Here is an 8,387-nt window from a genome sequence, read left to right as displayed (position 1 = left end):
TTCAATTGGCCAAGGAATTTTACAAGGCATGGGGCAAAGTTCAATTGGTGAATATCTATGGTTCTACGGAAGTAGGGGCCGATGCCACCTATTACAATGTAGATAGGTATTATGTGGAGGATACTACCGAAGACGAGAATAAGTATACAGTTCCCATAGGTAAACCTATTTCAAATACTTCAATATTGATTTTGAACAATCAAAACGAATTACAGCCTTTAGGGGTTTCTGGTGAAATATGTATACAAGGATATGGTGTCTCCGCTGGATATATAAATCAAGAGGTGGTCGACGAGCGATTTATCGAAAGCCCCTTTGAGGAAGGTACGTTGCTTTACAGGACAGGAGACCTAGGAGTATGGTCGGCAGATGGTAACCTTGAGTATATAGGTCGTTTAGATGACCAGGTAAAGATCCGGGGACATAGGATAGGGTTTAAAGAGATTGAGAACGTGTTAGTTCGTCATGAAAGAATAAATGAGGCGATAGTAAGGCTGAAAGGGAAAGCAGAGGACAAGTATTTAACGGGTTATTATACTTCCGAAAAGGAAATAGAATTGGAGGTTTTAAAAAAACACTTATACGCAACGCTTCCGGATTATATGGTACCATCCCATTTTGTTCATTTAGAGAACTTCTCCTTACTCTCTAATGGTAAGGTTAATCTAAAAGACCTTCCAGAGCCTCAAATAAATCTAGACAATTTTATACCACCATCAAATGATATAGAGAAGGAGTTGGTTGAAATCTGGTCGGAGGTTCTAAAACTTCCTACAAATGTCATCGGAGCGAATACAAGTTTCTTTGAACTCGGAGGACATTCAATACGTGCCGTCCAATTAATTAACAAAGTACAGAACGCTTTTTCTGTAAAAATTGATTTACGTGATATATTTGAAACTAATACTGTATCGGGTATGGCGGTTATTATTGGAAACAATACTCTTACAAGCAAAACGGTTATAAATAAAGCCCAAATCAAACCATATTATCGCGCATCCCCTGCACAAGAAAGATTGTTTTTTGGATATTTAATTGATACAGAAGATACTGGACGTAATATTAGCGCTTCTATAGAATTAGGAAAGGAAATAGAAATAGTCCGTTTAGAAAAAGCACTACATCAAATGGTGCAAAGGCATTCTGTGTTACGCACTAGTTTTGAACTGAAAGATGGTGGGGTCTTCCAACGAATAGAATCAAACATTAATTTAAAAATAGAATCAATAACCTGCCCCGAAAAGAAACTGCTCCCAAAGTATTTTGAAAATTTTATAAGGCCATTTAATTTATCAAGAGGACCCTTAATAAGATTAGGATTAGTTAATGGTCCTAATCTGAAATACTTATTTGTTGACATTCATCATATTGTATGTGATGGAATGTCCATAAATATTTTGATACGCGATTTAAAAGGTCTTTATTTTTTAGAAAAATTGCCCAAGATAGAATATGAATATACAGACTTTTCTGAATGGGTAAGAACTGGAAAGAAGAATGAAGCATTTCATAGAAACTATTGGTCGACTCAACTTTCTGGAAAAATTAAGAAACTAAACCTTCCTATTCTTCAGGAGAGGGAATCCATTGATGGTAACTCATGTTCAACTAAGACCTTAAGGCTTAAAGATGAAACTTATAAAAGTATAAAATCCTTTAGTTCGCAAGAAGGTGTAACAGATTTTATGTTCTTTCTATCCATTTATTACTTGATGTTAAATAAAATAACCGGCGATAAAGACGTTATCATAGGTTCCGATTCCCTAGGAAGAAATGAATCTTTTGACAAAACAGTGGGCACATTTGTAAATCCTCTTCCTTTAAGGATGAAAATAAAAGGCAGTTATAAATATTCAACCTTATTGGGCAAAGTAAAGGAACTCGTTTTAAAAGCTCTTGAACATCAAGAATACCCCTTCAATGAAATTCTATCAATTATTGACCCAAGAGTTGAACAGCTTTTTCTTGTACATTTTGCTTTTCTAAATATTATAGATAGCCAACGAGAAATAGATAAATTACAATTTAAGAACGTTCACCTGTTGGAAAGAACGAGTATTGAATATGAACTTCAGGTTGAAGTTCTTGATAACAGTGAAAATTTTAACATCTTCTTTCACTACAATAATTCTTTATATGACGAAGATACTATTCAGGTGTTTTTAGAAACTTACCAATCAATTTTGAATTTTGTATTGACCAATGAAAAAGTTAAAATCAGGAATCTGAAATTTGGATAAGTAGGGAAGAAACTTTCACTGAAATTTGAATTTAAAACAACAAATACTAATTAATGAATTATGGACACAATATCTAGTAAATCAAATGTTAATAAAAGTAATATACCGACTTTTGGCGAGGATGTTGAAGTTGAATTACCAACAAATGAACATCCACTTATAATAAGAGCAAAAAGTAACTTGAATTCTATTGAATGGGGAAGAAAATATAAAAATCAATTAAATGATTGTTTAACGATATACGGAGCAATTCTCATTAGAGGGTTTAATATTGGAAACGCAGAAGGGTTTAATGACTTATTCTCTACTGTTTCCGGTGATCCTATTAAATATGAGAATAGAACTTCTCCAAGAGAACAGGTCTACAATAACGTATATACTTCTACCAATCACCCAAAACATCAGCAAATTCATATGCATACCGAAAATTCGTATTCCCTTGTTTACAATAGGATTATAGCTTTTTTCTGTTTGGTCCCACCTTTGGAAGGAGGAGAAACACCCATTGCAGACGAAAGGAAATTATTAAATAGTCTTAAGCAAGAGACTCTCGAAAAATTTAACCAAAAGAAAATTCAGTACCTAAGAAATAGCTCTCCGGGTATTGGCTTGGACTGGAGAACTATCTATCAAACGGACGACAAAAAAGTAGTTAATCAATACCTAGAATCAAACGAGTTCGAATATTCATGGGTAGATAGTGATCATTTAAGGGTGAAGTGGACGCTCTCAGCGTTTCAGAAACATCCCTTAACTAATCAAAACCTTTGGTTCAATCATATGTATTTTGGGCTAAAATGTCATTATAACCCTTTAGTCTTAGAATACTTTAATGAAGAAAACTTGCCATTTGCCACATATTATGGTGATGGCTCGGAAATTGAAGAATCGGTTATTCAAGAATTTAGAGATTTTTATTCACAAAATTCTATTGTTTTCAAATGGGAGAAAAATGACTTTTTAATGTTGGATAATATGATGTTTTCACATGGAAGGAATCCATTTAAAGGTGAGCGAAAAATTTTGACGGCGATGTCACAACCCGTTGACTTCCATTAAGCAGAACCATATGTTTATTCATTGACTTATTTTTTAAATCTAGTTTCGGAGACTTGCTGAATTAATACATCTCTATTTTTTAAACAACGAATACGAACATTGGGGATAGTGTTCAATCCTTAAAATTTATGTGCGGAATATGTGGATTTATAAAATACTCTGGAAAAAATATTACTGCAGATGATGTAGGAATATTAGAGAGAATGAATAGAACCCTAGTTCATAGGGGCCCTGATGCTCAAAATATTTTGTTGTTCGACAATATTGCATTGGGATTTAACAGACTTAGTATAATTGGGTTGGAAAATGGTATGCAACCTATATATAATGAGGATGAAAGTCTAATTTTAATATGTAATGGAGAGATTTTTAACTACGTAGAATTAAAAAAAGACCTAGAGAATAAGGGACATAAATTTAGGACTAACACAGATGTGGAAGTTATCCTTCATTTATATGAAGAAAAAGGGCATAGATTTTTAAACCAACTTAATGGCCAGTTTGCCTTTGTTCTTTATGATCGAAAAAAACAAATAATATTCTGTGCACGTGATCAACTAGGGATTATCCCATTTTTTTATACCTATGTAAAGAAAACTTTCATATTCGGATCGGAAATAAAAGCTATTTTGCAGCATCCATTTGTGAGTAAGAATGTTGATGAAGTTGGGCTTGACCAAGTGCTTACTTTCCCTGGTTTGATTAGTCCTCGAACAATGTTTAAGAATATTCATTCCTTGGAGAATGGCCATTTTTTGACAATATCTTTCAATGGTAAAATATCGGATGAAGAATATTGGGATTTACCTTTTCAGAAAGAGTTTAATGATTGTAAAATTGTTGAGGCGGATTATTTGGATGAGCTTCATTATCTCTTTGAAAAATCTGTTAAAATGCGCTTAAGGTCAGATGTTGAAACCGGTGTCTACTTAAGTGGGGGATTGGATTCATCAATGATTGGTATGAAGGTCTCTGAGTTAAACCGCTTTAGTAAGCAAAAAGCTTTTTCGATTATATTTCCAGATTCACAAATTTCAGAAGAGAAATACCAAAACATTATTGCTGAAAAGTGCGGTGCAGAATTATATCAAAAGACTTTTTATAATGATGACATTAGTAAAGGGTTGCGAAGAGCGATTTTACATTCTGAATGCCCAATTAAAGAAACATACAATACGGCATCTTTAAATTTGTCTAAAGCAGTCAGGGAAAATGGTCTGAAAGTTATTTTGTCTGGTGAAGGAGCTGATGAGTTTTTTGCAGGTTATGTGGGCTACCGATTTGATAAAATGAGGAGAATGGGATTGAATAGTGGTTCTATTTCAGAGAAAGAGCATAGTTTGAGAAATAGAATATGGGGTAGTACGGATTTTTTCTATGAGACGAATTTTAGTGATATCGAAAACGAGAAAAAACGATTATATTCTGAAGGCCTAAGACATTCGTTTGATGAGATAAATTGCTTAAACCATTTCGTAATTAATAAAAGCAAGCTTCATCGCAGAGACATGCTTAGTAGAAGATCATATGTGGATTACAAATTAAGACTAGTAGATCATCTTATTTCTGATCACGGAGATCGAATGGCAATGGCAAACTCAGTTGAGATAAGATATCCGTTTTTAGATAAAGAGATTGTAGAGTTTACTACAAGAATCCCTTCCGAACTTAAGCTTCATGATTTAACAGAAAAATACATTCTTCGAAAATTAGCCTCGAAGAACGTCCCTAAAGAAATTTTGCATAGGGAAAAATTCGGATTTGTTGCTCCGGGAAGCCCATTTCTTTTACGGAGTAACATCGAGTATATAAATGACCTTTTATCATACAATACAATTAAAAGGCAGGGTTATTTTGACCCAGATTTTGTGGAAAATTTGAAAAATACCTACCGCCAAGATAATTTTAGTATTAATGTTCCCTTTGAAACCGACTTTCTACTAGTCGTAATAACGTTTGGAATATTTCTAGAACATTTTATTGAAAAATGAAACCTGTTTAGTAGGTTAAATTTATAATAATAGATATATGTATACCCAAAAAAATCTTTTAAAGAGGCTGAGTTCGCTCAGTGATAGTATTGCAATTAAAGAAAATGGACAAGAAATTTTTTACTCCGAATTGAGTACGAGATCGACCAAGGTTGCAGCTTTTTTGTTGGATAACGAATTTGTTCCTGAGTCTCGGATAGGAATAAATGTTAGTAATATTACTGACCTCGTGGTCTGTATAATAGGAATAATACAGGCTCGCTGCGTTTTTGTCCCTCTTGATAGTTCTCTTCCAGAAAAACGGTTTTCAAAAATCATTAAGGAATCAGAACTTAGTTTGATTATTGTTTCGGACAAAGATCAGAAATCAACTTATATTCCCTCAGTTAGTTTGTCGGCTGTGGAGGCACGTGTTCAAGAGAGTTTAATTAGATTTCCTGATTATGACGATAATGATGCTCTTTATATATACTTTACTTCAGGGTCTACAGGTACACCGAAAGGTATTATTGGAAGAAATGGAGGTTTATGGAATTTCATAAATTGGGAATTAGAAACTTTTGAGATTTATCCCAAACAAAAATTTAGCCAATTAATATCTCCTTATTTTGATGCTTTTCTTAGGGATATTTTTGTTCCGCTAATGAGTGGAGGAACAATCTGTATACCACCAAATAAAGAGGGTTTTTTTACATCGGAGAATATGATTAAGTGGATTGATGACGAAGAAATTAATTTTATACATTGTGTTCCCAGTATGTTCCGAGCTTTTAACAATAAATCTACCACTAAAGAAAACTTTCAAAATTTAAAGTACGTATTGCTTTCTGGAGAAAGAATTGTTCCTTCTGAACTAGAACATTGGTATGCTACTTTTAAAGACCGTATTCAGTTGGTTAATCTATATGGAGCTACGGAAGCTACTATGATAAGCTCCTACTACAATATTAAACCAGAAGATATTTCAAAAAGAAGTATTCCAATTGGGAATCCGATACCCAATACAAAGTTACTTGTGTTGGATAAGGACTATCAGGCATGTAGACCCCCAATCGTAGGAGAGGTATATATAGCTTCACCCTTTTTATCAAAGGGATATCTTAATAATGCTGAGTTAACGGCAGAAAAGTTTATCAAGTTAGATAGGACTACAGGTAATCCAGGAATGGTTTTTAAAACAGGCGATAATGCACGAGTGCTGACAGATGGCACAATTGAACTGTTAGGTCGACAAGATAGTTTAATTAAGTTGAGAGGAATTCGTATTGAACTTAATGAGATTCAAAACACTCTTTTAAAAAATGACTTGATTGATCAGGCCATCGTGCTTTATGATAAAAAATTGAAAGCAATAGCTGCATTTGTTTCCTCTCAAAAGAGTGATTATGATTCTGAAGAATTGCAGAAAGAACTAGAAATATACTTAGAAGACCATTTGCCATCTTATATGATTCCTTCAAAAATAATGTGCATAGATTCCTTCCCATTATTAAGTAATGGAAAGGTCAATCGTCAAGCATTATTGGATTTTGAGAAGAAAGATTTGCTGGTAGGGCCAAGTAGTGTGATAGAGGAAAATATTCTATTCATATGGCAATCTATTTTAGACCAAAATGAGATTTCAACTAATGTTAAATTTAGCCATTTAGGGGGTAACTCATTGAATATGATGAGATTAATACCAAGATTTTTTTCTGCGTTTGGCGTCAGAGTCAAATTGGGTGAAGTTTTTGAGAACTTCACGATACAAAAGCAAGGTCTCCTGATAGAGAAAAAAATAAAAGCACTTCAAAAACCTTCAAAGGATGGTATAAACTCTATGGTTGAAAGCAATAGTATTAATAATGTTGAAAGTAAATTATATTACCCGTTATCGTCATCCCAAAAAAGGCTATACTTTTTGTACAAATTCGATAATGAATCCTTGGCTTATAATACACCTCAGGTAGTAAGATTAAAAGGTGAAATTGATCGGGATAGAATTGAGGGGGCATTTAAGGACTTAATTAAGCGTCATGAAGGCCTACGAACCCTTTTTTTAACTATTGATGAGGAACCAGTTCAGAAGATACAAAATGAAGCGGCCTTTTCCATTGAATATTCTGAATCTACGGAAGCAAATTCTGAATCCGTAATTACAAAGTTTATAAGACCATTTGATCTTGGCGAGGCACCTTTACTTAGGGTAGGTTTGGTAAAGTTAAAAAACAAGTCCCACTTATTGCTGGTGGATATGCACCATATTATTGCTGATGGGGTCTCGCAAGAAATTTTAATAAAAGATTTTATGGCTTTGTATAATAAAATAAAGCTTCCCAAATTACGGTTGCGATATACGGATTATTCGACTTGGCAGCAGGGAGATAAATATAAAGAGGACTTAAACATCCAGAAAGAATTCTGGATTCAGGAATTTTCTGATAAGATAATGCCCCTAAATTTACCGATGGATTCGATTAGGCCTAGAACTAAAGGATATAAAGGTGGCATTAAATCTTTTCTTATTAATAAACATGACACTGATAAATTAAGAGAAATTAGTGAAGAGGCAGAGACTACCATGTTCATGACTGTGCTATCAATATTTAATATTTTGCTAAGTAAGTTGAGCAATCGATTCGACATAGTCGTGGGTACAAACGTTGCTGGTAGATATGAGCCTGGTTTGGAAAATATTCTTGGCATGTTTGTCAATGTCATAGCGCTTCGTAATCATCCAAAGGGAAGCTATAGTTTCAAGGAGTTTTTAACAACGGTAAGGACAAAAACCTTATCTGCTTTTGAGAATCAGTCATATCCGTTCGAAAATTTGATAGAAGAACTGGATTTACCTAGACACACAAATCGTAATCCCTTATTCGATGTGATGTTTAGTTTCCAGAATTATGGATACGAAGTATTTAAACTTCCAGGACTAGAACTTAAGCCCTTTTATAACCCAATTAGAATATCGAAGTTCGACATGGAGTTGATAGCAATGGAGTCAGGGGATAGGTTGCATTTTAATTTGGAATATTCTACTGAATTGTTCAGACCTGATAGTATAGATAGGTTCATCGGTTATTTCCATCGAATAGTGGAGGAAGTGATTTCTGAT

4 protein-coding genes are annotated in these 8,387 nt (G+C 33.9%); all 4 read left to right on the top strand.

Features of this window, described 5'->3' with window-relative positions; all coding sequences use genetic code 11:
- Positions 1-2,240, top strand: a 2,240-nt coding sequence (locus tag ACKWCA_RS23805) for a condensation domain-containing protein (RefSeq protein ID WP_413980758.1), incomplete at its 5' end; no start/stop codon positions are given.
- Positions 2,241-2,300: 60 nt separating this feature from the next.
- Positions 2,301-3,299: a TauD/TfdA family dioxygenase gene (locus ACKWCA_RS23800; RefSeq protein ID WP_413980757.1), complete on the top strand. Its 999-nt coding sequence runs from the start codon at positions 2,301-2,303 to the stop codon at positions 3,297-3,299.
- 128 nt (positions 3,300-3,427) lie between these two features.
- The gene (gene asnB / locus ACKWCA_RS23795) at positions 3,428-5,290 is read left to right on the top strand and encodes an asparagine synthase (glutamine-hydrolyzing) (protein ID WP_413980756.1); all 1,863 of its coding nucleotides are present in this window, start codon (positions 3,428-3,430) and stop codon (positions 5,288-5,290) included.
- Positions 5,291-5,327: 37 nt separating this feature from the next.
- A partial coding sequence (locus tag ACKWCA_RS23790) for an amino acid adenylation domain-containing protein (RefSeq protein ID WP_413980755.1) occupies positions 5,328-8,387 on the top strand: 3,060 nt, incomplete at its 3' end.

Source organism: Maribacter corallii (assembly GCF_047345415.1).
Taxonomy (GTDB): domain Bacteria; phylum Bacteroidota; class Bacteroidia; order Flavobacteriales; family Flavobacteriaceae; genus Maribacter_C.
The sequence above is the reverse complement of the archived record's forward strand: the minus strand, read 5'-3'. Positions and strand labels throughout refer to the sequence as shown.